Annotated in this window: 18 protein-coding genes and 1 riboswitch; of the genes, 12 read left to right on the forward strand and 6 right to left on the reverse strand. The window is 41.7% G+C overall.

Annotated elements, in window-relative coordinates; all coding sequences use genetic code 11:
* The first annotated feature begins 29 nt into the window (after positions 1-29).
* Positions 30-2,303 carry a DNA topoisomerase IV subunit A gene (gene parC / locus ACE3G9_RS03270; RefSeq protein ID WP_449218468.1) on the forward strand — a complete coding sequence of 758 codons (2,274 nt, stop codon included), beginning with the start codon at positions 30-32 and terminating at the stop codon, positions 2,301-2,303.
* Positions 2,304-2,435: 132 nt separating this feature from the next.
* On the opposite strand, the gene ACE3G9_RS03275 is transcribed toward parC, so the two are convergent.
* The 4 genes from ACE3G9_RS03275 to zapG all read right to left on the reverse strand — a co-directional run bounded on the left by ACE3G9_RS03275 (position 2,436) and on the right by zapG (position 6,487).
* Positions 2,436-3,311, reverse strand: coding sequence for an EamA family transporter (locus ACE3G9_RS03275; protein WP_417880052.1), 876 nt, complete (start codon positions 3,309-3,311; stop codon positions 2,436-2,438).
* Positions 3,312-3,357: 46 nt separating this feature from the next.
* Positions 3,358-4,422: an outer membrane-stress sensor serine endopeptidase DegS gene (gene degS / locus ACE3G9_RS03280; protein WP_417880053.1), complete on the reverse strand. Its 1,065-nt coding sequence runs from the start codon at positions 4,420-4,422 to the stop codon at positions 3,358-3,360.
* A gap of 158 nt (positions 4,423-4,580) precedes the next feature.
* Positions 4,581-5,951 (reverse strand): Do family serine endopeptidase, encoded by a 1,371-nt coding sequence (locus ACE3G9_RS03285; protein WP_449218469.1) that lies wholly within the window; start codon positions 5,949-5,951, stop codon positions 4,581-4,583.
* Positions 5,952-6,046: 95 nt separating this feature from the next.
* Positions 6,047-6,487, reverse strand: a complete 441-nt coding sequence (zapG, locus tag ACE3G9_RS03290; protein ID WP_417880055.1) for a Z-ring associated protein ZapG — start codon at positions 6,485-6,487, stop codon at positions 6,047-6,049.
* Between the two features lie 182 nt (positions 6,488-6,669).
* On the opposite strand from zapG, the gene zapE reads away from it, so the two are divergent.
* The 9 genes from zapE (at position 6,670) to metA (ending at position 14,612) form a co-directional block, all read left to right on the forward strand.
* The gene (gene zapE / locus ACE3G9_RS03295; protein WP_417880137.1) at positions 6,670-7,770 is read left to right on the forward strand and encodes a cell division protein ZapE; all 1,101 of its coding nucleotides are present in this window, start codon (positions 6,670-6,672) and stop codon (positions 7,768-7,770) included.
* A gap of 319 nt (positions 7,771-8,089) precedes the next feature.
* On the forward strand, positions 8,090-8,518 hold the full coding sequence (gene rplM, locus ACE3G9_RS03300) for a 50S ribosomal protein L13 (protein ID WP_017024950.1): 429 nt from the start codon (positions 8,090-8,092) through the stop codon (positions 8,516-8,518).
* 15 nt (positions 8,519-8,533) lie between these two features.
* Positions 8,534-8,926, forward strand: coding sequence for a 30S ribosomal protein S9 (rpsI, locus tag ACE3G9_RS03305; RefSeq protein WP_027697786.1), 393 nt, complete (start codon positions 8,534-8,536; stop codon positions 8,924-8,926).
* Between the two features lie 519 nt (positions 8,927-9,445).
* Positions 9,446-10,039 (forward strand): ubiquinol-cytochrome c reductase iron-sulfur subunit, encoded by a 594-nt coding sequence (gene petA, locus ACE3G9_RS03310; protein ID WP_449218470.1) that lies wholly within the window; start codon positions 9,446-9,448, stop codon positions 10,037-10,039.
* On the forward strand, positions 10,039-11,307 hold the full coding sequence (locus ACE3G9_RS03315; protein WP_449218471.1) for a cytochrome b: 1,269 nt from the start codon (positions 10,039-10,041) through the stop codon (positions 11,305-11,307). The genes petA and ACE3G9_RS03315 overlap by 1 nt, the downstream gene beginning before the upstream one ends.
* Positions 11,304-12,044, forward strand: coding sequence for a cytochrome c1 (locus ACE3G9_RS03320; protein ID WP_449218472.1), 741 nt, complete (start codon positions 11,304-11,306; stop codon positions 12,042-12,044). The genes ACE3G9_RS03315 and ACE3G9_RS03320 overlap by 4 nt, the downstream gene beginning before the upstream one ends.
* Before the next feature lie 155 nt (positions 12,045-12,199).
* Positions 12,200-12,835, forward strand: coding sequence for a stringent starvation protein SspA (sspA, locus tag ACE3G9_RS03325; RefSeq protein WP_417880059.1), 636 nt, complete (start codon positions 12,200-12,202; stop codon positions 12,833-12,835).
* A gap of 2 nt (positions 12,836-12,837) precedes the next feature.
* Positions 12,838-13,320, forward strand: a complete 483-nt coding sequence (sspB, locus tag ACE3G9_RS03330; protein WP_449218473.1) for a ClpXP protease specificity-enhancing factor — start codon at positions 12,838-12,840, stop codon at positions 13,318-13,320.
* A 350-nt stretch (positions 13,321-13,670) separates the two neighbouring features.
* The gene (gene metA, locus ACE3G9_RS03335) at positions 13,671-14,612 is read left to right on the forward strand and encodes a homoserine O-succinyltransferase MetA (RefSeq protein WP_449218474.1); all 942 of its coding nucleotides are present in this window, start codon (positions 13,671-13,673) and stop codon (positions 14,610-14,612) included.
* Positions 14,613-14,737: 125 nt separating this feature from the next.
* Here the strand turns inward: metA and ACE3G9_RS03340 are convergent, their stop codons facing one another.
* Positions 14,738-16,081 carry a cation:proton antiporter gene (locus ACE3G9_RS03340; protein WP_449218475.1) on the reverse strand — a complete coding sequence of 448 codons (1,344 nt, stop codon included), beginning with the start codon at positions 16,079-16,081 and terminating at the stop codon, positions 14,738-14,740.
* A 445-nt stretch (positions 16,082-16,526) separates the two neighbouring features.
* On the opposite strand from ACE3G9_RS03340, the gene metH reads away from it, so the two are divergent.
* Positions 16,527-20,225: a methionine synthase gene (metH, locus tag ACE3G9_RS03345; protein ID WP_449218476.1), complete on the forward strand. Its 3,699-nt coding sequence runs from the start codon at positions 16,527-16,529 to the stop codon at positions 20,223-20,225.
* Between the two features lie 236 nt (positions 20,226-20,461).
* On the opposite strand, the gene lysC is transcribed toward metH, so the two are convergent.
* Entirely contained in the window at positions 20,462-21,811 is a 1,350-nt protein-coding gene (gene lysC / locus ACE3G9_RS03350) for a lysine-sensitive aspartokinase 3 (protein WP_449218477.1), read from the reverse strand.
* Positions 21,812-22,203: 392 nt separating this feature from the next.
* Positions 22,204-22,384: riboswitch (Lysine riboswitch) on the reverse strand.
* A gap of 390 nt (positions 22,385-22,774) precedes the next feature.
* On the opposite strand from lysC, the gene ACE3G9_RS03355 reads away from it, so the two are divergent.
* The gene (locus ACE3G9_RS03355; protein ID WP_449218478.1) at positions 22,775-23,896 is read left to right on the forward strand and encodes a pyridoxal-phosphate-dependent aminotransferase family protein; all 1,122 of its coding nucleotides are present in this window, start codon (positions 22,775-22,777) and stop codon (positions 23,894-23,896) included.
* Positions 23,897-23,957: the final 61 nt, after the last annotated feature.

A 23,957-nucleotide genomic window follows, 5' to 3' on the forward strand; every position in this document is an offset into this window, starting at 1 on the left:
CCTTTATAGAAAAGAATTAAGGTTAATCAATGAGTTCTGAAATGACATTTGATGGCGTTGAACAGTTAGCCCTGCGCAAATTTACTGAAGATGCGTATCTAAACTATTCAATGTACGTAATTATGGACCGTGCCTTACCGTATGTCGGGGATGGTCTCAAGCCTGTACAGCGTCGTATTATTTATGCGATGTCTGAGCTTGGTTTATCCGCTGCAGCAAAATATAAAAAATCCGCTCGTACTGTCGGTGATGTATTAGGTAAATACCACCCACATGGTGATTCAGCCTGTTATGAAGCCATGGTACTGATGGCTCAGCCGTTCTCTTACCGCTACCCACTGGTTGATGGTCAAGGTAACTGGGGTGCGCCGGATGATCCTAAGTCTTTCGCTGCGATGCGTTATACGGAAGCCAAACTCTCTAAGTTTGCTGAAGTATTGCTCGGTGAGCTAGGCCAAGGCACAGTAGAATGGACGCCAAACTTTGATGGCACCATGAAAGAGCCAAAAATGCTGCCGGCGCGTTTGCCACACATTTTACTTAATGGTATTACTGGGATTGCAGTTGGTATGGCGACCGATATTCCGCCACACAATGTGCGTGAAATTGCTGGCGCAGCGGTACATTTGATTGATAATCCGAAAGCTGACTTGGGCGAAGTGATGGAGCATGTTAAAGGCCCAGACTACCCAACGGAAGCGGAAATTATCTCGGCACCGGCTGATATAGAAAAAATGTATCGCAATGGCCGTGGCAGCATTAAGATGCGCGCGGTATGGCACAAAGAAGGTTCTGACGTCGTTATTACCGCATTGCCACACCAAGTGTCTGGCGCAAAACTGCTTGAGCAAATTGCCAACCAGATGCGTGCTAAAAAGCTGCCGATGGTTGATGATCTACGTGATGAATCGGATCATGAAAACCCAACTCGTATTGTGATTGTACCGCGTTCAAACCGTGTCGATTGTGATCAATTGATGAACCATTTATTTGCTTCCACCGATCTTGAGAAAAACTACCGTGTTAACTTAAACATGATTGGTTTAGATAATCGGCCTGAAGTGAAAGGTTTAGTTCAAATTCTGCTTGAGTGGATTGAATTCCGTAAAACAACAGTACGCCGCCGTTTGCAACATCGCTTAGATAAAGTGCTCGATCGTCTACATATTTTAGAAGGTTTATTGGTTGCTTATCTAAACCTTGGTGAAGTGATTGAAATTATCCGTACTGAAGATGAACCAAAAGAAGTGTTAATGGCACGCTTTGGGATCACGGAAATTCAAGCCAATGCGATTTTAGATACTCGTTTGCGTAACTTAGCTAAGCTTGAAGAAATGAAGCTGCGTGGTGAGCAAGATGAGTTAGAAAAAGAGCGTCAAAAACTAGAGCAACTGCTGAGCTCTGATCGTCGTTTAAATACCTTGATCAAGAAAGAAATCCAATCGGATGCGGAAAAATATGGTGATGATCGTCGCTCTCCACTCGTTGAACGTTCAGAAGCGAAAGCCTTAACTGAACGTGATTTAATTCCAAGTGAGCCGATTACGGTTGTACTATCTGAAAAAGGTTGGATCCGTCATGCCAAAGGCCATGATGTTGATGCTTCGACACTGAACTATAAATCAGGTGATAGTTATCTCGCTTCAGCGCATGGTAAGAGCAACCAGCCAGCGGTGTTCTTAGGTTCCGATGGCCGTAGTTACTCATTAGAGTCGCATTCGCTTCCTTCAGCACGTAGTCAAGGTGAACCGATCACAGGTCGTTTAGGGATTGCCGAAGGTAGTCAAATTCGTCAAGTCTTGATGGGCGAAGAAGATCAATTATGGCTAATTGCCTCTGATGCTGGTTATGGCTTTGTATGTAAAGGTGCGGATCTATTATCGAAAAACCGTAGCGGTAAGGCGTTGTTAAATCTTCCAGAAAACTCAGAAGTACTACCGCCTAGCCGAGTTTCAGATATCGAGAAAGATGAGATTTTAGTGATCACCAATGATGGCAGAATGCTGTTATTCCCGATCAAAGATCTACCTCAGCTAAGCAAAGGTAAAGGCAATAAGATCATCAATATTCCTTCAGCAAAAGCCAAAGCACGTGAAGAAGTGATCTCGCAACTGATTGCCATCCCTTATGGTGTGACTGTAACTTTATATGCAGGAAAACGTAAGCTGGGCTTGAAACCGATTGATTTGGATAACTTCCGAGGCGAGCGTGGTCGTCGTGGTGGTAAACTACCAAGAGGCTTGCAACGTGTGACTCGTATTGAAGTGGAAGCCAATAGTTCGACAAGTAACGAAGAAGAATAAATTCTGTCTTTGTTATTAAAAGAATTAAAGCCGCTAGACAAGTTGTTTAGTGGCTTTATAATTGCTCGCAACTTCGCAACTTCGCAACTTCGCAACTTCGCAACTTCGCAACTTCGCAACTTCGCAACTCAGCTATGTCCACATCACTAAAACTGCGGCAATCGCCACCAGAACCAAACCTAAACCATCCTTAACTTTGACTTTCTGCTTAAGCCAAAGTACTGAAATCATCATGGTAAAAAAGATTTCAACTTGTCCTAGTGTTTTAACATACGGTACTGTTTCTAGTGACATCGCACTAAACCAACCAATCGATCCCAAACAACTGGTGGCACTAGCAAGAAAGGTAAGTTTGGGACGCTGCCATAAAGCTTGTAGGGTAGATTTATCGGTTATAAAAATATAAGCCAATAAGATAAGTGTTTGTATGCTGATCACTAACCACAACACCCAAGCGGCGTTATAAGGAAAGGGTAAGTTAAGGGATAAACTCGCTTCGCGTATCCATAACGAAGTTAAAGCAAATGCACTGCCGCAGCATAAACCGAGTAGTACGGTTGAGAGGGAAATCCCTCGAATACCAGAGGTTGTACTTAACAGAAATACTCCAACACCGCCTAAGCAAACGCCCATCCAACCGAGTAGTGATAATTGAGTGCCAAAAAACAGCATGCCTAAAATTGCGGCGGTTAACGCTTCGCTTTTGGCAAGACCAGCACCAATTGCGTAATTATTGAGTTTAAATAATTGTACCATTAGCGCGGTGGCGAGGATCTGCATTAAAGCGGCGGCAATGACAAAGGAAATAAGGCGTGTATTGAGCTCGGGTAAAGAAATAGGATTGGCTTGATAAAGGGCAAAGAGATACAGCGCAGCAATTGGGCTAGCCCATAAAAATCGCGCTAAGGTTACCCCTAGCGTTTTGACTTCTGTGGATAGTTTACTTTGAAATGCATTGCGCCAAGACTGCATAAAGGCAGCCATCAAAGTAAACAATATCCATGTCATATTAGGCTTCCATTTAATCTATAAAGTTAATAAGGACTTGAACGACTTAATCCCTAGGATCTTCTTCGATAGTCACAGGTAGTGTGATGGTTTTACCATCGCGTAGTACATCAAAATCAACCGTAGTACCAGGTCTCAATTCGGTGATCATTTCCATGACGCTTTGGCTGTTAAGTACTTTATTGTCATCAATAGCGACAATCACATCTTTTTCTTTTAGGCCGGCTTTGTCTGCTGGCCCACCTTCGGCAATGCTTAGTACAATAATACCACTAACATGATCAATGCCGAGTAGGCGTGCGGCCACCGCGTTCATGTCTTGACCATCAATCCCTATGTAACCGCGGATCACCCGACCATCAGCAATAATTTTGGTCATGATTTTATAAGCCAAAGGGTAGGGAATAGCGAAGGATATTCCATAAGTTTCGAGATCGGTCGCTTGTTGAAATGAAGCGGTATTAATCCCGATAAGCTCACCACGAGTGTTTACTAATGCGCCCCCCGAGTTACCTTTATTAATAGCCGCATCTGTTTGGATGAGTGCTTGGCGGCCATCGGAGCTAACAGAGGATCGGCCAATAGCAGAAATAATACCAAATGTGGTGGTTTGACCTAGGTTGTAAGGGTTACCGATGGCTAAAACAATATCGCCAACTTTGGTCTTATTGTGCGAATTTTGTGGAATAACCGGTAGATTAGTCATTTCAACTTTGAGTACCGCGATATCGGTTCGTTTATCTGATCCCACTAATTGGGCGCTCGATACTCGGCCATCTTGCAATGCGACTACGATTTGATCGGCTTGTGCGACGACGTGGTAGTTGGTAATGATGTAGCCTTTATCTGAGACGATAACCCCAGAACCAAGCCCTTGAGTTTTAAGCTTTAACCGATCGCCTTCAACATATTTTCGACTGTAAATATTCGCTACTGCAGGTCCTGCACGATGTACAGCATGGCTAAACGAAACCTGAATATCCTCGATGTTTTCAGCTTTAGATTTGGTTTCGATAGGAACTAAACCCTGACGTAATGAAGGAGCGGCAATAAGAATGACCGCTGCTGTTGCTAGCCCGATAAGAATAGGTCGAAGCAAAAATTTAAGCATTTTTTCCTCAAATAGGCAGAATTAGAAAAGAGATGATTCGGCAAAGAATAGCACTGGATGGAAAGCAAAGAAAAGAGAAGTTTATTGTTATAGCCAAGTGATTATAAACTTCTCTTTCGGTTCGGCTTTATATTTGGATGGTATTGTTTAGGAAAGTTCTATTTCACCACAAGATAAATGGTTCGATTACCTCGTTGGATATTTAAAGCCAGAATATTGGTTTTTTGATCGAGCACTTTTTTCATTTGCGCTAGGTTTTTCACGCGAGTTCGATTAACACCAATGATAATATCGCCTTGTTGTAGTTGATAGGCTTCGGCTGGAGAACCTTTGGCAATATCGGTAATTTTAATTCCTGAAATACTATCACTACTGTCGGTATTGCTGAATTTCGCCCCTTCTAACCCTGGGTGAATATCACTAGCACTGGCTTGAATTTGTTCGGCTTCGCCAAGGGTCACCGTTTTAGATAACGCTTTACCATCACGAATTAATCCAATTTTGACGGTTTTGCCTGCTCCTATAGTGGCAATTTTTGCTCTAAGCTCTCCGAAAGTATCAATGTTTTTATCATTTATGGAAGTGATCACATCACCTGCTTGTAGGTCCGCTTTCTCGGCTGCGCTCTCTGGCAGCACTTGGCTGACAAATGCACCTTTACTACTGTTATAACCCATGGCTTCGGCAAGGTCAGGGGTAATTTCTCCACCTTGAATCCCTAAGATACCTCGTTTTACGCCGCCGAATTCAATAATTTGCTCGGTTAGGTTTTTTACCATGTTGGAGGGAATGGCAAAACCAATACCCACGTTACCGCCACTTGGTCCAAGGATTGCAGTATTGATTCCGACAAGTTCCCCGTTGAGGTTCACCAAAGCACCACCCGAGTTACCGGTATTAATAGCCGCATCGGTTTGAATAAAGTTTTCAAAGTTTTCAATGTTGAGTCCACTACGTCCTAGCGCAGAAATAATGCCAGAAGTCACAGTTTGTCCCAGCCCAAATGGGTTGCCAATCGCCACAGCAAAATCACCGACACGTAATTGATCTGAGTCGGACATTTTGATTTGCACGAGGTCGGATATTTTTTTGTCGAGTTTGATGATCGCAATATCGGATAACTTATCGCCACCAATCAACGTAGCTTTCACTTCTCTTCCATCTGACAGGGACACGAGAATCTTATCGGCATCATTGATGACATGGTAGTTAGTGACGATGTAGCCATTTTTAGCATCAATAATAACCCCTGAGCCTAATCCTCTAAATTGTCTCTCAGGTAGAGATTGTGAAGGAAAGTCAGGGCCAAAGAAAAAGCGAAATTGCTCAGGGATAGATTGATTTATGGCATTTTTTTTACCTTCAACTAACACTGAAACAACTGCAGGTGTTACTTGTTCTAGCATAGGCGCTAGACTAGGTGTTTGTTGGCCATTGACTGAAGGAAGGCTTGCTGATGCTAAAGCAGGGGTAAGGATAGCGCTGAGGCTTAATGAGATAGCGCTCAAAACAAGTAAAGGTTTTTTCATTCTAATACTCCTTTATTGAACAAAATCAATATCAAGGATATTAGAACTAAAAACCTTTACAAAGTTCCAAAAATGAATCGTTTAATGAGAGCGATTTATGACGCTTTATTCAACGTTGGAGAATCAACATAAGTTTTTGGTTGCTCTTTTAATAAACCGGTTGAACCATTAGCGTAATCTTTAGGTTGAATTTCCGGTGTCTCTTCAGGCTTACTAGGTGCTTCCGATGGCTCTTCAGTGGTTTGAGTGATAAATGGATTATCTTGTTTGGGAATATTTGGCAATAGATCGGTAGAAGTCTGAGCCATGTGTTGATAAAGCTTAGTATAATTCTTACCAAGAGTGTCAAGCATTTCAGCGGCATTTGAAAAATGATCAGAAAGATCTTGGCGATGCTGCTCTAGTTCAAATTTAGCCGTTTCTAGTTCTTTTTGTAGTTGTTTGTGTTTCTTGTACTCTGGCGTCATTAAACGGGCCACGATAATGCCGATAATGATACCGATCACCAAACCTACTGCAGCATAAAGAAAAGCCATACAAGCTCCTTACTATTGATTTTTAACATGTTTATTACGACATGTTATACATGTTTGCAATACATGGTACTATGAGATTCTTGCTCTATAAAGCAAAAACTGCCCTTAAAAACATCTAACGTAGATGGGCCATTTTTTCTCAACATTCCACTTTATTTCGTATTCATGGATGATATTGAATGATGACACCTAAGCAAAAGTATCAGAACGACATTGAACACTCTGGGTTTCAACATGACCCTGCGCAACAATATGCCGTTGAGAAACTGGATCAACTTTATCACCAATTTCTTGAGTATGTATCAACTCCACCAGAAAAACTGCGTTTATTTTCAAAACTGTTAGGTCGGAAGGCTCAAGTGACCATGCCTAAAGGTCTGTATTTTTGGGGTGGGGTAGGTCGTGGTAAAACTTATCTTATGGATTTGTTTTTTGATGCGTTGCCTTACGAAAAAAAGAGCCGCATGCACTTTCATCGCTTCATGCAAAAGGTACATTCTGAGCTTTCAAGTTTAAAAGATGTCAGCGATCCTTTGCAGATAGTTGCAGATAGGTTTAAGCAACAAGCGGATATCATTTGTTTTGATGAATTTTTTGTTTCCGATATTACCGATGCAATGATTTTGGGTACTTTATTTGAAGCGTTATTTGAACGTGGCATTGTGCTGGTGGCGACATCAAATATTCCGCCTAAAGATCTGTATCGAAATGGCTTACAACGTGCCCGCTTTCTACCGGCCATTAAGCTGATTGAACAGCAATGTATCGAAGTGAATATTGATAGCGGTATTGATTACCGAATGCGAACTCTTGAACAAGCTGAAATTTATCACTTCCCATTAGACGAAAAAGCGCAGGCCAATTTAGAGCACTATTATTTGCAACTTAGCCGCGATGAATGTCGAGACACTAAATCTGTCGAGATTAATAATCGTAATATTGAGGTTAAAGGCGCATGTGATGGCGTGTTGTCTGCCAGCTTTTCACAGCTTTGTGAAAGCTCGCGCAGCCAGTCTGATTATATTGAAATATCACGTTTGTACCACACAGTATTACTTTCTGAAGTGAAGCAAATGGGACGCAATAGAGATGACGCGGCACGTCGGTTTATTGCTTTAGTTGATGAGTTTTATGAGCGCAATGTGACGTTAATTATTTCAGCGGAAGTGGCACTCGAGTCTTTATATAGTGAAGGGCAGCTTGAATTTGAATTCCAACGTTGCCAATCACGTTTGATTGAGATGCAGAGCCTTGATTACTTAGCCAATGAACACTTGGCTTAATATTGTGTTGTGAGTAAGGGCTGGCTAGATTTCTATACTAAAATATAGAATTAACTAGTGATTCATCGGTTTTTATCATTAATCTCAGTTTTTTGGTAAAAATAGATGATTTTTCCCTCACTCTTCTCTATAATCCTGCGACCCACCGTTACTGCAGGTTAAGTTCTATGAACGAAGCCGAGAGTACCAACGGCTCGAAGGGGTGATGAATGGGACTCTTAGACAGTGGGAATAAGCTTTTAGAGCTTCTTATCCTAAGGGTAATAAGCGGTTGCTTGTTCCTTAAACTATGAATTTAAATTAAACGGGTATTGTTAGCATGAAAACTTTCGTTGCTAAACCAGAAACTGTAAAACGCGACTGGTATGTTGTAGACGCTGAAGGTAAAACTCTTGGCCGTCTAGCAAGTGAAATTGCATCTCGCCTACGTGGCAAACATAAAGCTGAGTACACTCCTCACGTTGACACTGGTGATTACATCATCGTTGTAAACGCAGAGAAAGTAGCTGTTACAGGTAACAAAGCGAAAGGTAAAATTTATTACCGTCACTCTGAGTTCCCTGGTGGCCTAAAATCAATCTCTTTCGAAAAACTGATTGATAAGAAGCCAGAAATGGTTATTGAACTAGCTGTTAAAGGTATGCTACCACGTGGTCCTCTTGGCCGTGCTATGTACCGTAAGCTAAAAGTTTACGCTGGCGCTGAGCACAACCATGTTGCTCAACAACCACAAGTACTAGACATCTAATCGAGGATTATCGAAATGGCAGAGAATCAATACTACGGCACTGGCCGTCGCAAAAGCTCAGCTGCTCGTGTTTTCATCAAACCAGGCAGCGGCAACATCGTAATCAACAAACGTGACCTAGACACCTACTTCGGTCGTCCAACTTCACGTATGGTTGTTAAACAACCTCTTGAACTTGTTGAAATGGTAGAGAAACTTGACCTATACATTACTGTTAAAGGTGGTGGTATTTCTGGTCAAGCTGGTGCGATCCGTCACGGTATCACACGCGCTCTTATGGAATACGATGAAACTCTACGTCCTGCTCTACGCGCAGCTGGCTATGTTACGCGTGACGCTCGTTGCGTTGAACGTAAGAAAGTTGGTCTACGTAAAGCACGTCGTAAACCACAATTCTCTAAGCGTTAATTTTCTCTACAGAGTTTTCTCTGTATTGCAAAATCAACGTCACCAGTTTTCTGGTGTGTGGTTACAAAAGCTCAGCTTCGGCTGGGCTTTTTTGTTTCTGTAGTAAATGCTTTCTTTTAATTCCGCCTGTTTTTTTGAATTCTCCTTAAAATCTAAATGTTACATAATGTGTCATTTAGGCTTGATTATCTTGCAATATCCTATTGATTTCGGACCTTTTAGGCTTTCTGGTTATTCTTCATCTTCTTGTATTTGGGGTTTTTGGGTGCTTTTGTGAAGTCCTAAACAAATATGGGTTACAGATGTTATTAAAAGGTAGCTTTATCTTGTCTCTATGTAGCGGTTTCTTTATCATTTAAAAGAATTTTTATAAACATGTGCATGATAATAAGCATATTAATGTCGATGTTAGCTAAATCGATTTTAAAAAAATGAAAATGCACGTTAAGAGTACAAAGGTCGCAAGATCTAAGGATTGGGTTACTCTTTTGTATTTAATACAGATTGGGAGATGTTTGGATGAGCAATGCGCCTATCAATAATGGCCGTCGGCGCTTTTTGACTGCCACCACTGCGGTTGTAGGTGGAATAGGGGCTGTGGCTGTCGCTGTGCCTTTTATTAAATCCTGGAATCCAAGTGAAAGAGCAAAAGCGGCTGGTGCTCCAGTTGAAGTTGATATAAGTAAAATAGAAGAAGGTCAGTTGGTTCGTGTTGAATGGCGAGGTAAACCGGTTTGGGTTGTACGTCGTTCTCAAAGTACTTTAGAGCAGCTAGATGCGTTGGATGATAAGCTTCGTGATCCTTTATCAGATCAAGAGCAACAACCTAGTTATGCTCAAAATAAATATCGTTCAATAAAGCCTGAATACTTTGTTGCGGTTGGTATTTGTACTCACCTTGGTTGTTCACCGACTTATTTACCAGACACTTTTAGTGAGCAAGTTCAAGGCGTGAAATCCGGCTTTTTCTGTCCATGTCATGGGTCAAAATTTGATTTGGCGGGGCGTGTATTCCAAGGGGTACCTGCACCGTTAAATCTAGTGGTTCCAGAGCATGGTTATTTGAGTGATTCACGGATTATCATTGGCGAAAGTCGTGAGGAGGGAGCCTGATGCAAGCCTTACTTGATTGGGTAGAAAAACGTTTACCTGTGATGGATGCTTATAAAAAGCACTTATCCGAATATCCAATGCCTAAGAACTTCAACTTTTGGTACCTTTTTGGTTCTTTAGCAATGTTAGTATTGGTTAACCAGATCCTTACTGGCATTTGGCTAACCATGAATTATGTTCCTTCTGGCGATGGTGCTTTTGCCTCGGTTGAATACATCATGCGAGATGTGCAATATGGTTGGTTGCTTCGTTATATGCACTCAACCGGTGCTTCTGCGTTCTTTGTTGTGGTGTACTTGCACATGTTCCGTGGCCTTATCTACGGTTCGTATCAAAAGCCACGTGAATTATTGTGGATCTTCGGTATGTTGATCTTCTTAGTATTGATGGCCGAAGCTTTTATGGGTTACTTGCTACCTTGGGGACAAATGTCTTACTGGGGGGCTCAGGTAATTATTTCTCTATTTGGTGCGATTCCGGTTATTGGTGATGATTTAACGCTATGGATTCGTGGTGACTATGTTATCTCTGGCGCAACCTTAAATCGTTTCTTTGCACTGCACGTGATTGCATTACCGATTGTATTATTGCTATTGGTTGTTTTACACGTACTAGCCTTGCACGAAGTAGGTTCAAACAATCCAGATGGTATTGATACTAAGATTCCTAAAGCGCCAGATGATAACGGCGAACATAAGACTCAGTTTAAATTCCATAAGCAGTTTACGAAAAAATACAACATTATCGACTCGGTCCCTTTCCATCCTTATGGTACGGTTAAAGACTTAGTGGGTGTGGCTGGTTTCTTGTTTTTCTTTAGCTATGTGCTGTTCTTTAACCCTGAAATGGGAGGATATTTCCTTGAGCCGCCTAACTTTGAAGCTGCTAACCCGCTAAAAACACCTGAGCATATTGCACCAGTATGGTATTTCACACCATTTTACGCAATTTTACGTGCGGTTCCTGATAAATTAATTGGTGTGGCGGCAATGGGGGCATCGATTTTATTCCTATTCTTACTGCCTTGGTTTGACCGTTGTAAAGTACGTTCATACCGCTACCGCAGCAAGTGGCATTTATTAAATATTATCCAGTTTGTGGTGTGTTTTATTGGCTTGGGTATTTTAGGTACTTTACCAGCAACACCTCTGTATACTTTGTTATCACAGATCTTTAGCCTAGGATATTTCATGTTCTTCGTTCTACTGTATTTTTATAGTAAAAATGAAGCGACGAAACCATTGCCAGAGAGGGTAACATTCAAATGAAAAAGTGGATTGTAGGACTTTTGACTATTATGTTGCCATTCTCTGGAATGGCTGCAGGTGGAAATGTACATTTAGACAGTGCTAATAATGACTTAACGGACAAAGCATCTTTACAACGTGGTGCTCAAACCTTTATGAGTTATTGCGCAGGGTGTCATTCAACGCAATATCAACGTTATCAACGTGTCGCGACGGATTTAGGTATTCCTGATGATTTAATGATGGAAAATCTAGTATTTGATCCTAATGCGAAAATCGGTGACTTGATGACCAATGCTATTCCTGAGGAAGACGCTGGTAAATGGTTTGGTACTCCGCCACCAGATTTAACTTTAGTCGCTCGAGTACGTGGTGTTGATTGGTTGTATACATATTTACGCAGTTTTTACGCCGATCCATCTCGTCCATTTGGGGTGAATAATACAACTTTCCCTAATGTTGGTATGCCACATGTACTGGAAGGCTTACAAGGGATCCCAGAGCCTGTATTTGAAACCACGATCGTTGATGGTGAAGAACATCAAGTCGTTATGGGAACTAAAATCGTCAAAATGGGTGAGTTAACCACGGAAGAGTATGACAACACTGTCCGTGATTTGGTTAACTTCCTTGAGTATTCTGGCGATCCTGTGAAGCTTGAACGCCATGCACTAGGTTGGTGGGTAATGGCTTTCTTAGTAATCTTTACTATCGTAGTGGTCTTATTGAAGAAAGAATATTGGCGTGATGTTCACTAATAGCAGAGGCTTGTTAAGCTATAATCAATAAGGCTTAGGAATAAAAATTAGCCTGAATGTAAATATTTGTGCTAAAATTCCTTGCTAATTTTTATGTAATGGGGGCATTGAGCCTCCATTCTTTTTTATTTTTAAGTGTGCTGGAGGGCTTCTCAATGGCTGTAGCTGCCAATAAACGTTCTGTGATGACTCTATTTTCAAGTGCTTCAGATATGTATAGCCATCAGGTTCGTATTGTTCTAGCCGAAAAAGGGGTTAGTGTTGAAGTTGAGTTAGTTGAAGAAGATAACTTACCAACTGAACTTATTGAATTAAACCCTTACAAGTCAGTTCCGACTTTAGTCGATCGTGAACTTGCATTATATAACTCAAATATCATCATGGAATACCTTGATGAACGCTTCCCTCACCCACCTTTAATGCCGGTTTATCCTGTTGCTCGTGGTAATAGTCGTTTGATGATGTACCGTATCGAACGTAACTGGTATTCACAAGCAGAGAAAATTGTTTCAGGTACACCGGAAGAAGCGGATGCAGCTCGTACTAAACTACGTAATGACTTGTTAACTTTAGCCCCTGTTTTTGCTGAATATGAGCACTTTATGAGTGAAGAATTTAGTTTAATCGACTGCTATTTAGCACCATTATTATGGCGTTTACCGACATTTGGCATTGAGCTATCAGGCCCAGGTTCAAAAGAATTAAAAATCTACATGAGCCGTGTGTTTGAGCGTGATTCATTCTTAGCTTCATTAACAGAAGCTGAACGAGAAATGCGTTTGGTTCGTTAATCATGGATATGGACAAAATGACACCAAGGCGCCCTTATTTGGTACGTGCGTTTTATGAATGGTTAGTGGATAATGAATTGACACCACACCTAGTCGTGGAAGCAACATTACCTGGTGTTCGTGTACCGGTAGAGTTTGTACAAGATGGACAAATTATTTTGAATGTTGCGCCACGAGCGGTTGGTAACTTAGAAATCAGTAATGATGCCATTATGTTCAATGCTCGCTTTAGCGGCCGTCCACATTCAGTCATTGTTCCTATGTATGCGGTACAAGCTATCTATGCACGTGAAAATGGCGCTGGAACTATGTTTGAACCTGAAAGTGCTTACACTGCTGAAATGGAGGCTGGTATCGAAGAAGAGCCAGTATCTTCACTATCAAGTGTTGATGACTTAAGCGATGAAGCTCCTGAAGCGTCAGCTACTAATGAATCTGAAGCACCGAAACCTAAAGGTCGTCCGAGTTTAACTATTGTTAAGTAGTGATAACTAAATCATTTCCTTTTCAAAAGCAGCGCACTTAATGCGCTGCTTTTTTTAGCGCTAAACTTAATCTAATGAGTCTAATACCAATCGTATTAATTATTTACTCATCCTTGCTTGCTAAAAGACTCGATAACTGCGTTAGAAATTATTTTTGTAAAATAACTACTTACCAAAAAATTTCAGCCTTGTTCTCAAGCCTTTTCTCAGCGCAATTTTTGATCACCTAATTAATGTGATTGGTATAAATAAGCTTGAAAGACCTTCTAAATATTCCTTCTCGACATTCCAATTTGTCTTGATATACTCGTAGGTGTTTAGACGTCTAGATTGCTTATGGAGAGAGTGCAATGCCAATCAAGATTCCCGATCAACTTCCTGCTTCTGATATTTTACGTCAGGAAAGAATCTTTATTATGTCGGAGACTCGTGCAACTACGCAGATGATCCGTCCACTTAAAGTGTTGATCTTAAATTTGATGCCGAAAAAAATTGAGACGGAAACTCAGTTCTTACGTTTACTTTCAAATAGTCCGTTACAAGTTGATATTGAACTGCTGCGTATTGATGACCGCCCAAGTAAAAATACCCCAACAGAACATTTGAATAATTTTTATCGTCAATTTGATACAGTAAAAAACCGAAACTTTGATGGTTTGATTATTACGGGCGCACCATTAGGGCTAGTACAATTTGAAGATGTGGTTTATTGGGATCATTTACAGACGATAATGTCATGGGCTAAAGATCACGTAACGTCTACATTATATGTTTGTTGGGCAGCGCAAGCAGGCTTAAAGCTTCTGTATAACTTGCCGAAACGTACGCGTAAAGAGAAGCTATCAGGTGTGTATCATCATGATGTGGTTAGCGAGTTTCATCCGGTAGTTAGAGGATTTGATGATAACTTCTTAGCGCCTCACTCTCGCTATGCCGACTTTACCGCTGAATACTTATCTGAACATACAACTTTAGATATTTTAGCCACTTCTGAGGATGCTGGCGTTTACCTCGCGAGTAGCAAAGATAAACGACATGTATTTGTCACAGGACACCCCGAATATGATTCTCATACTCTACACAATGAATATGTGCGAGATCTAGCTGAAGGGATGGAGCCTGCAATTCCTGTGAACTATTATCCAAATGATAATCCAGATAATCCACCGATTGCCAGTTGGAGAAGTCATGGTCATTTGTTATTTTCTAATTGGTTAAATTACTGTGTTTACCAGCAAACGCCTTACGATCTTGACCATTTTTCGATAGAGAATTTTACTAAAGATGATTGATAAATAAAGTCTTAGTACAGTTTAGTATCGATAAACTTAGTAGTAATAAAAAAGCAGCATAACTATTTGGAATTACGCCTTAACGTTATGCTGCTTTTTTTGTGAAGCGTTGTGATTGGTATTAATTAACTTGGCTTATTTTCCTGATCTTGCGAATCCGCTTCTACTTGCGCGCGTAGTTGATCCGCTTCTTCCATTTGTTTTTGTACCACTTTGGCTTTATTGATCATTGGGGTAATCGTTGAGCCTTGAATTAGGATCGAGAATACCACTACCGCATAGGTCATCACCATGATGATCTCTTTAATATCAATATTACCATCGGTTACAAAGTACTTATCATGTGGAATCGATAGTGCCATAGCCAGTGCTAAACCACCACGTAGCCCCCCCCAAGTTAGGATTTTTACTGACCATTTGTTGTAAGTTCTAAAACGCTTAAAGCCGATAAATGGAATCCAAACACTTAAGAAGCGTGACAGTAGAACCAGTGGTATTGCAATGGCCATCATGATCCAATCTTCTGAGTGAAACTCGAATAATAATAACGACATACCAATAAGTAAGAATAGGATACCGTTGAGGAATTCATCAATTAGTTCCCAGAAGTGATCCATGTGCTCGGTACTTTCTTTAGAAAATCCAACATAGCGTGTCCAGTTACCTATCATTATACTAGAAACAACCATCGCCAATGGGCCTGATACATCAAGGGTTTCAGCAAAAGCGTAACCGGCGGTTGGAATACAGATCATCAACAATAATTCCATTGAGTGATCGTTGGTTGAACTGATTAGGTAGTGGAATATGAGACCTAGAACAAGACCGTAGGCAATACCACCTACTGCTTCTTGTAAGAATAATGTTAGTACGCCGCCAGGGGTAGGAGCCTGGCCACTGAAGGCAACAGTAAAGATAGTAACGAAAATAACTAATCCAATACCATCATTAAAAAGAGATTCGCCTTCAATTTGAGTTGAAATACGTTGCGGTGCTTGGAGTTTTTTAACAATGGCCAGTACTGCAATGGGATCGGTTGGCGAGATAAGTGCACCAAACAGGATGCAGTAGATCAAATCAATGTGAATGTTAATTGCATCACAAATCGCATATAAACTGAAACCAATAAAGAAAGTAGAGAATAAAGTGCCACCAAAAGCAAGGATGGCAATCTCCCATTTTTGATCAGAAAAATGCGGTAACTTGATACCTAGACCACCTGCAAATAGCAAAAAACCAAGCACACCATTTAATAGGAAACTCTCAAAATTAATTTCCGTTATTGTTTTTGAAGCGATATCGATAAGGTTAAACCAGCCGCTATAACCTGCAATAATAATAATTAGAGAGAGCATCATAGAGCCCGCTGTAATAGCAATTGTCGTTTGTAGGCGACCAAATTTACTGTTAATCAATGCAATCACCATCGCAGCAAACGATAGGAAGCAAAGGGTATTATAGACCGACATAGTTTAACCTTGACTAATGTAACAAACTGTAATTTTGCAATTTTCATGCGCTTATCAATAAATATCAATATATTTTTAACAAGATTGGAATAAAGCAGATAAAAAGCATGTTAAAAAGGATATATTAGATATTTAAAACTTATTTTAGACGTCTAGATTTCTATGTTAGGATGTATATCCAAGTAACTTCAAGTGGCAAGTTTCAGCAAGAATAAAACAAGCTTTAGGCAAGGCAAATTGAATACGATCATAGTTGTTCAATCTCTATTCAATTTAATGCAGTATAAAGCTTGTTTTAACTAGCTCTTTATACGGCGTCAGATTGGTTTGAAAGGTGATTACATTCCTTTCCAATCTTCCTTGCCTAAAGGGCTGGATGAATCTCTGAATTCTGCAACTTGAAGTCACTTGGGTATATCAAAGACTTAAGGAAAGAGGTTATATCGTGGCTGGAAGCGCAAATTCTCATCACAATGAAGTAAAACATCAAATTCAAACGTTATTAAAATCTCGAATTTTATTGATTGATGGTGGCATGGGAACCATGATCCAGTCTCATCAATTGCAAGAAAATGATTATCGAGGAGAACGTTTTGCGGATTGGCATAGTGACCTTAAAGGTAATAACGACTTATTGGTTTTAACTCAACCGCAGTTAATTAAAGAGCTGCACAGTGACTACTTAGCTGCTGGTGCTGATATTCTAGAAACCAATACCTTCAATGCCACCACTATCGCGATGGCTGATTACGACATGGAAAGCTTAAGTGCAGAGATAAACTTTGCTGCGGCGAAACTTGCGCGTGAAGCGGCTGATGAATGGACAGCAAAAACGCCAAATAAACCAAGGTTTGTTGCCGGCGTTCTAGGGCCAACTAATCGTACCTGCTCAATTTCTCCTGATGTAAATGACCCTGGCTTTCGTAATGTCAGCTTTGATGAGTTAGTGACTGCTTACTCTGAATCTACTCGCGCGCTAATCGAAGGTGGCGCAGATATCATTATGATTGAAACCATCTTTGATACCTTAAATGCCAAGGCTTGTGCTTTCGCGGTGTTAAGTGTGTTTGATGAACTTGGCTTCAAATTGCCAGTAATGATTTCTGGCACCATTACAGATGCCTCTGGCCGTACGCTGTCAGGGCAAACCACGGAAGCATTTTATAATGCACTACGTCATGTTGAGCCGCTGTCATTTGGCCTCAACTGCGCACTAGGACCGAATGAACTACGTCAATATGTTGAAGAACTATCGCGCATTTCAGAAAGTCATGTTTCTGCTCACCCGAATGCTGGCCTGCCAAATGCCTTTGGTGAATATGATCTTGAGCCTCGTGAAATGGCTAAGCACATTCAAGAGTGGGCAGAAAGTGGTTTCTTAAATATGGTGGGTGGTTGTTGTGGTACTACACCTGAACATATTCGTCAGATGGCACGTGTTGTTGAAGGGGTAAAACCTCGCGCATTGCCTGAACTACCAAAAGCCTGTCGCCTATCGGGTCTAGAACCGCTTACCATAGATAAAGATTCATTATTTGTGAACGTTGGTGAGCGTACTAACGTAACCGGTTCTGCTAAGTTCAAGCGTCTGATTGTTGAAGAGCAATATGATGAAGCGCTTGATGTGGCTCGTGAACAAGTAGCCAATGGCGCGCAAATCATCGATATCAATATGGATGAAGGAATGCTCGATGCCAAAGCTTGTATGGAACGCTTCCTGAATCTATGTGCCTCTGAGCCAGAAATCTCTAAAGTACCTATTATGGTTGATTCCTCTAAATGGGACGTTATTGAAGCTGGCTTGAAATGCGTGCAAGGCAAAGGCATCGTCAACTCTATCTCAATGAAAGAAGGGGTTGAGAACTTTATTGAGCAAGCCAAATTGATCCGTCGCTATGGCGCGGCAGTGATCGTGATGGCATTCGATGAAGTGGGTCAAGCCGATACTCGTGAACGTAAAACCGAAATTTGTACTAAGGCTTACCGTATTCTGGTTGATGAAGTGGGCTTCCCACCAGAAGATGTGATTTTTGACCCTAATATTTTTGCCATCGCGACCGGTATTGATGAGCACAATAACTACGCCGTCGATTTTATTGAAGCTGTCGGTGATATTAAACGCGATCTCCCTTATGCAATGATCTCTGGGGGTGTCTCTAACGTTTCTTTCTCATTCCGTGGCAATAACTACGTACGTGAAGCGATTCATGCGGTATTCCTCTATCACTGTTTTAAACGCGGTATGGATATGGGAATCGTTAACGCAGGCCAATTGGAAATTTACGATAACGTACCGGAAAAACTGCGTAATGCGGTGGAAGACGTGGTACTTAACCGTCATTCTGATGCGACTGAAAACTTACTCGAACTTGCCGAACAATATCGTTCAAATGGCGTAGGCAAAGCGGAAGATCCTGCTCTATTAGAATGGCGTACTTGGGAAGTAGAAAAGCGTCTTGAGCATGCATTAGTAAAAGGTATTACAGAGTTTATTGTTGAAGATACCGAAGAAGCTCGAACTAAAGCTGCCAAACCTCTTGAGGTAATTGAAGGGCCGTTGATGGATGGCATGAACGTGGTCGGTGACTTATTTGGTGAAGGTAAAATGTTCCTTCCTCAAGTAGTAAAGTCGGCGCGTGTGATGAAACAAGCGGTGGCTTATTTAGAGCCTTTTATCAATGCTGAAAAACAAGTTGGACAAACTAACGGTAAGATCTTACTGGCGACAGTAAAGGGGGATGTACACGATATTGGTAAAAACATCGTTGGAGTAGTGTTGCAATGTAATAACTACGAAATCATCGACCTTGGTGTGATGGTGCCAACCGAAACTATCTTGAAAGTCGCCAAAGAAGAAAACGTTGATATTATTGGTTTATCTGGTCTTATTACGCCATCACTTGATGAAATGGTGCATGTGGCTAAAGAGATGGAGCGTCAAGGTTTTGACTTGCCATTACTGATTGGTGGGGCAACAACCTCAAAAGCCCACACCGCGGTGAAAATTGAGCAAAACTACTCTCAACCAGTGGTGTATGTAAACAATGCTTCTAGGGCTGTTGGGGTATGTTCAGCTCTGCTTTCTGACACTTTACGTCCAGCCTTTGTTGAAAAATTAAACCTAGATTACGACCGTGTGCGTGAGCAACACGCACGTAAGCGTCCGCGTACTAAGCCAGTAACGTTAGAGCAAGCTCGCGCCAATAAGGTGAATATTGACTGGCAAGCTTACACACCACCGGCTCCGGTTAAACCGGGTATGCATGTATTTGAACATATTGATACGGCGATTTTACGTCAGTACATCGACTGGACACCGTTCTTCTTAACTTGGGGATTAATGGGTAAGTACCCATCGATTTTTGACCATGAAGAAGTCGGTGAAGAAGCGAAGCGTTTGTATGAAGATGCCAATGTTTTCTTAGATCAAATCGAGCAAGAAGGCATTCTAAAAGCGAGCGGTATGTGCGGAATGTTCCCTGCGAATAGTGTGGGTGATGATATCGAAGTCTATGCAGACGAAACTCGTACCGACGTGATTAAAGTGTTGCACAACCTTCGTCAACAAACCGAAAAGCCAAAAGGCCCGAACTACTGTTTATCAGACTACATTGCCCCAAAAGACAGTGATAAAGCGGATTGGATTGGTGCCTTTGCGGTTACTGGTGGTATTGGTGAGCGCGAATTAGCTGATGCTTATAAAGCGCAAGGTGATGACTTTAATGCCATCATGATCCAAGCGGTAGCCGACCGTTTAGCCGAAGCGTTTGCAGAATATATGCATGAACAAGTGCGTAAAGATATTTGGGGTTATGCACCGGATGAGAATCTAACCAATAATGATTTGATCCGTGAAAAGTACCAAGGTATCCGCCCTGCGCCAGGTTATCCTGCTTGTCCTGAACATACTGAAAAAGGCAGCTTGTGGGAGCTTCTCAACGTTGAAGAAACCATCGGTATGTCTTTGACCTCTAGTTATGCAATGTGGCCGGGCGCTTCAGTGTCAGGCTGGTATTTCTCTCATCCCGATTCACGTTACTTTGCGATAGCGCAAATTCAACAAGATCAAGCGGAAGAATACGCACAGCGTAAAGGCTGGGATGAAGTGGAAATGGAGAAATGGCTAGGGCCGAATTTAAGTTAAAGGCAGGGAAGAGCGGTTTCTAGTTCCTAGTCCCTAGGTTCTGAAAGCTGTTAGTCTTTCCTATGAGTTCAACTCTTTAGGCTGCTAAAAATAAAGGCGATAACCTATAATCAGTTATCGCCTTTCACTTATCTAAATACTTAAATTGTATTTTCTGAGTAAAAATGGAAAGTAAGTTTTAATTACTCCCTAGGGCTTCTTTCCCTAGAAACTAGGGACTAGAAACCTAGCTACCTTTATTCAAACAACTCCCGGTGCAACATTTCTACCGCATTTTTTGCTTCTTCTGCGCCAATTAGGAAGCAAAGATTATGCGGGCTTGCGCCGTAACAAATCATACGTAAGTTAAAATCTTCTAGTGCGCTGAATACTTGTTTAGCGTAGCCTTTTTTGGCGCTCATTTTGTTACCGATTAAGGCGACTAGGCTTAGGTTATATTCCACTTCAACTAGGCAGAGTTGTTCTAGTTCTGTGCGAACCTCTGCTGGTAGTTCTGGAGCTTGGCCGGATGTATTGGTTTGATCTAGAGTTAATGACACACTGACTTCTGACGTTGTGATCAAGTCTACTGAGATCTGATATTTCGCTAAGATATTAAATACTTGAGCCAAGAAACCGTAAGTTTGGAACATGTCTGGACTACGTAATGTCACCATAGTTTGGTTATTACGTAACGCTAATGCTCGGAATAGTGGCGCGCTTTCTACTTGTTTTCGGATCCAAGTCCCCCCTTTTTCTGGCTCGCGAGAAGAACCTACGAATACAGGGATCTGGTGGCGAAGCGCAGGAAGTAAAGTCGAAGGATGTAAGATTTTCGCACCGTAGTTGGCCATTTCAGAGGCTTCACTAAAGCTAATTTCAGGAATCGGAGTGGCTTTCGGAGCAATACGAGGATCGGTAGTGTAGATTCCCGGAACATCCGTCCAAATCTCTAAACCAGAGGCTTTAACTGCCTCGGCAATTAATGCTGCGCTGTAATCACTACCACCACGACCAAGCGTTGTGGTATTGCCATCGGCATCACTACCAATAAAACCTTGGGTGATCACGACATGTTGCTGGCAAAGTGGGCTAAGCTTTTGTTGTGCCAGAGTAGAAATATCGGCAACAATTGGTTCAGCTTTTCCATGATCAGAATTGGTACGTAATACGTCTCGAATATCAAATCGTACCGCGTTGATGCCGCGCTCAACCATAAGCTGAGTTAAAATGTGGGTCGACATTAACTCGCCACAGGCAACGATATGATCGGTGAGTTTATCGCTCGATTGAAATGAAGCTGCTTCAGCCATGCTAGAAAGAGTAGTTAAAATTGTATCAACCGCATGTCGCGTTTTTTCTTGATCGGAAAATTGCTCGATAATGCTGTAATGAATCGCACGAATTTTTTCTAAAGTCGCAAGGCGATCATCCGAGTTTTGTATCCCAAGCGCTAACTCAACCAATAAGTTAGTCACGCCAGAACAGGCACTACTAACAACCAATTTAGTTGACGGGTTTTCTTCAATAATTGCGGCACAGCGACTCATGGCTTCGAAATTCGCCACACTGGTGCCACCAAACTTTGCTACGTTAAATGCGCTCACGGCATTGTCTCCCATAATTCTCAAATAAAGCTTATTGATATCAATAAGCAAACGTCCAATGTTGAAGAGAGATTTCTTAGAGCGGGGGAAATACATAGAAGTGAATTACTAGGGCCTGTTGAACTTTGGTGATGATTTTTGCAGCGAATTGTTGGGTTTTTCTACAAGGCAGAGGCTTCGTGGTGTAGCTAGCCTACACGAGAAGCCGATAAGACAGTAGCAATGACCAACAAACGCTGCCCAACGGGTTCGGCTAAAAGCGTTTTATACTTCGTTAAGCCTCATTTACTTAGAATACTAGGCTTCAATCGGCTTGCCTTGCCTAAAATGCTTTTATATCGAACAAAATTTAATCACCAAAGATCAACAGGCCCTTGAATCGTGACCATGTAAATCTTAGAAGCTCTTCACTAAGTGAGGTACTCAGTGACAGTTGCCAGGATTCAACCTGAACAACCGATGCGATAAATTTCCGAGCATTTACCCATCTCGGCGTAACTCCCCCTGAATGACAAGTTTGGGATCTCGGGATCCACTAGTCATCTGCCTGGGTTACGCTCCTCTTCCTTTTCAACCATTATCCCATGGCAGAAAGAGTCTCCATTGAACGTTGTTGCACCAAAAAAGTCAATAATAGATAAGTATTTGATAACATTTTTTCAACTTTATTTGTCGACAATAAAATTCAATAATGTACACAATTAATTGAGCAAGCTCACAGCTTTATGGCTTCGCGATGAGGTGGCTCTCAGAGCGTGGTAATTTTATATTATACCTTGCGTACTTGAAGCTTCAGCTTTGTTGACGGCGTTCATTCACTTGTCGCCTCACTGCAACTCCAATTACTTTAGGTATATACAGCACACAAATTTCGCTGATGTTTATTTACGAGGTTTCCCAAAAGCCAGGTTAAAGTCGTCATTGAGCGAATGATAAATATGGAATACACCATTAAGGATTATTATGACAATTCAGCACTTTTTTCCACCTCGTCGCATTTTAATGGGCCCAGGGCCTTCTGATATTTCATCGGATGTTCTACAAGCTTTAAGTCGCCCAACGGTCGGTCACTTAGATCCACTGTTTATCGGTATGATGGATGAAGTGAAAACGCTTCTGAAATATGCTTTCCAAACCGAAAATGATTTTACTATTCCGGTTTCAGCACCCGGCAGTGCTGGTATGGAAGCCTGCTTTGTTAACCTGATTGAGCCCGGTGATAAAGTGATTATTTGCCGTAATGGTGTGTTTGGCGAACGTATGCGTGAAAATGCGATTCGTAGTGGCGCAGAAGTGGTGCTGGTGGATGATGAATGGGGGAAATCGGTTAGTGTCGATAAAGTCGCCGCTGCCTTTGCAGAAAACTCAGATGCCAAAATTCTGGCTTTTGTTCACGCCGAAACTTCAACTGGTGCCTTAAGTGATGCACAAGAACTATCGAAAGTGGCTAAGCAATATGATGCACTGACGATTGTTGATGCAGTTACGTCACTTGGTGGTGTGCCTCTTAAAGTGGATGAATGGCAGTTAGATGCGGTGTATTCCGGTAGCCAAAAATGCCTATCGTGCGTACCGGGTTTATCGCCAGTGACTTTCTCTCCTAAAGCGATTGCTAAGATTCAAGCAAGAACAACACCCGTTCAAAGTTGGTTTTTAGATCAAAGCTTAGTACTTGGCTATTGGAGTGGTGAAGGTAAACGCAGTTATCACCATACTGCACCGGTGAATAGCTTATATGCGTTACATGAAGCTTTGCTTGGCTTGTATAACGAAGGGCTAGAAAATGCCTGGCAACGTCATGCTGATATGCATCAAAAACTAAAACAAGGTCTGGAAGAATTAGGCTTTACCTATGTGGTGGATGAAGCGTGTCGTTTGCCACAATTGAACTCAGTATATTTACCGGAAGGTGTTGATGATGCTAAAACTCGTCAGTACTTACTTGAAGAATATAACCTTGAAATCGGCAGTGGTTTAGGTGCGTTAGCTGGTAAAGTATGGCGTATCGGTTTGATGGGGTATAGCGCTAAAAGCGAAAATGTCGCGTTATGTTTGAAAGCGCTGCAGGAGACGATAGGGAAGTAAGGGGAAGGTTTCTAGGTGCTAGTCCCTAGTTTCTAGGAAGAGCGAGTCTCGGGCACTTCGT

The sequence above is a fragment of the Vibrio sp. E150_018 genome, from assembly GCF_053544035.1.